Origin of the sequence: Enterobacter cloacae complex sp. GF14B, from assembly GCF_004136805.1 — a bacterium.
Taxonomy (GTDB): domain Bacteria; phylum Pseudomonadota; class Gammaproteobacteria; order Enterobacterales; family Enterobacteriaceae; genus Enterobacter; species Enterobacter hormaechei_C.
Genome location: NZ_QFRV01000273.1, coordinates 1 through 1,329 on the forward strand (window position 1 = coordinate 1; position 1,329 = coordinate 1,329).

Consider the following 1,329-nt stretch of genomic DNA (forward strand, 5'->3'; position numbering starts at 1 on the left):
ATCTCAAAGCTACTGTCTTTCAAAAGATAGACTTTGCCGAGCAAAGACAACAATTCTGTGCGGGATTACCTGAAGAGATGGCCGAATATATCAACTCTCAACGGCCCGGTACTATTACCGAAGTAATCCACCACACCATGGTTGCTTCATGCATCAATTTCCATCAAGGGGCTAGACGTAATGTCAAGCCCATGGAAAACAAAGATAAAAATGATGCAAAGGGGAAATCCAATGCTCAAAATAATTCCCAAGGCACTTCCAACAACAACAACAACAATCGGTCCAAGGAGAAGGGAGTTTACAAAGGTAAAAACAAACTCTCTCCTGAAGAGCTTGAAGCTTTTCGCAAGGACCATAAGTGTTTCAAGTGTGGGGAGCAAGGACATGGCTATCGTTCTTGCCCCAAGAAGAATACTCGCAATGAGACTCCTAGGGCTTCCACCATCGAAGCTCCAAAAGAGGATGCTCATTGCAAAGGATCATCACTCTCCTATGCTTGGGGAAAGGTAAGAGAGCATGATGCCTTCATCTTGTTTGACCCTGGCTCTACTCTCAACTTCATATCAATGGAGTTGGCCACCAAGTTGGGCATTCAAGCTTTTGAGATGGGAGATATAGTAATAGCTGATGCAGCTTTCAAGGGACAACAAGCCTCCGTTACTCCCTTGATTGGGAAGTTGAGGCTTCATGTCCAAAGCTATGTCGACAAAGAAGACTTCTTCATCTCTCCTCTCCAACATCAGGATGTTATCCTAGGGGCACCATGGTTTGATCGCATGGCTGCCAACATGAAGTTCCCTGAAAGGAGAATTTACTTCACCTACAGGGGAAAGAACATGTATATAGATGCTAGTGAGCGTGGTCGCACTATTCCACTTGTAAATCCTCTTTCTTTTGATAAATCAATGAAGAGCTCAGTTTCTGCGTACATGATTTATGTCAAAGAGTCTCTAAAAGATACTAATGTTTCATCAAATGAAAATGATAGGAATCAAGAAGAGTTAGACTTGTCTAATTTTCTAAAAGGATTCCAAGATGTGTTCATCGATGATATCCCTATGGACTTACCTCCAAAACGAGGGGATGATGACCATCAAATTGAGCTCCTTCCAGGAAGCTCACCGCCTAACAAGCCTCCTTATCGAGTTTCACAAGCTCAACAAGAGGAGATCATGAGGCAAGTACAAGAATTGGTAGACAAAGGGATGGTGAGGCCTAGCTCGTCTCCCTTTTGTTCTCTAGCCCTTTTAGTGCAAAAGAAAGATGGTACCGCATGTGTGTGGACTATCGCGCACTAAACCATATCACTATCAAAAATAGATTTCCCGT

1 protein-coding gene is annotated in these 1,329 nt (G+C 43.2%); it reads left to right on the plus strand.

What is annotated here, in order from left to right; genetic code table 11:
- A partial coding sequence (locus DD606_RS25220; RefSeq protein ID WP_139158382.1) for a retroviral-like aspartic protease family protein occupies nt 1-1,298 on the plus strand: 1,298 nt, incomplete at its 5' end.
- Nucleotides 1,299-1,329 lie beyond the last annotated feature (31 nt).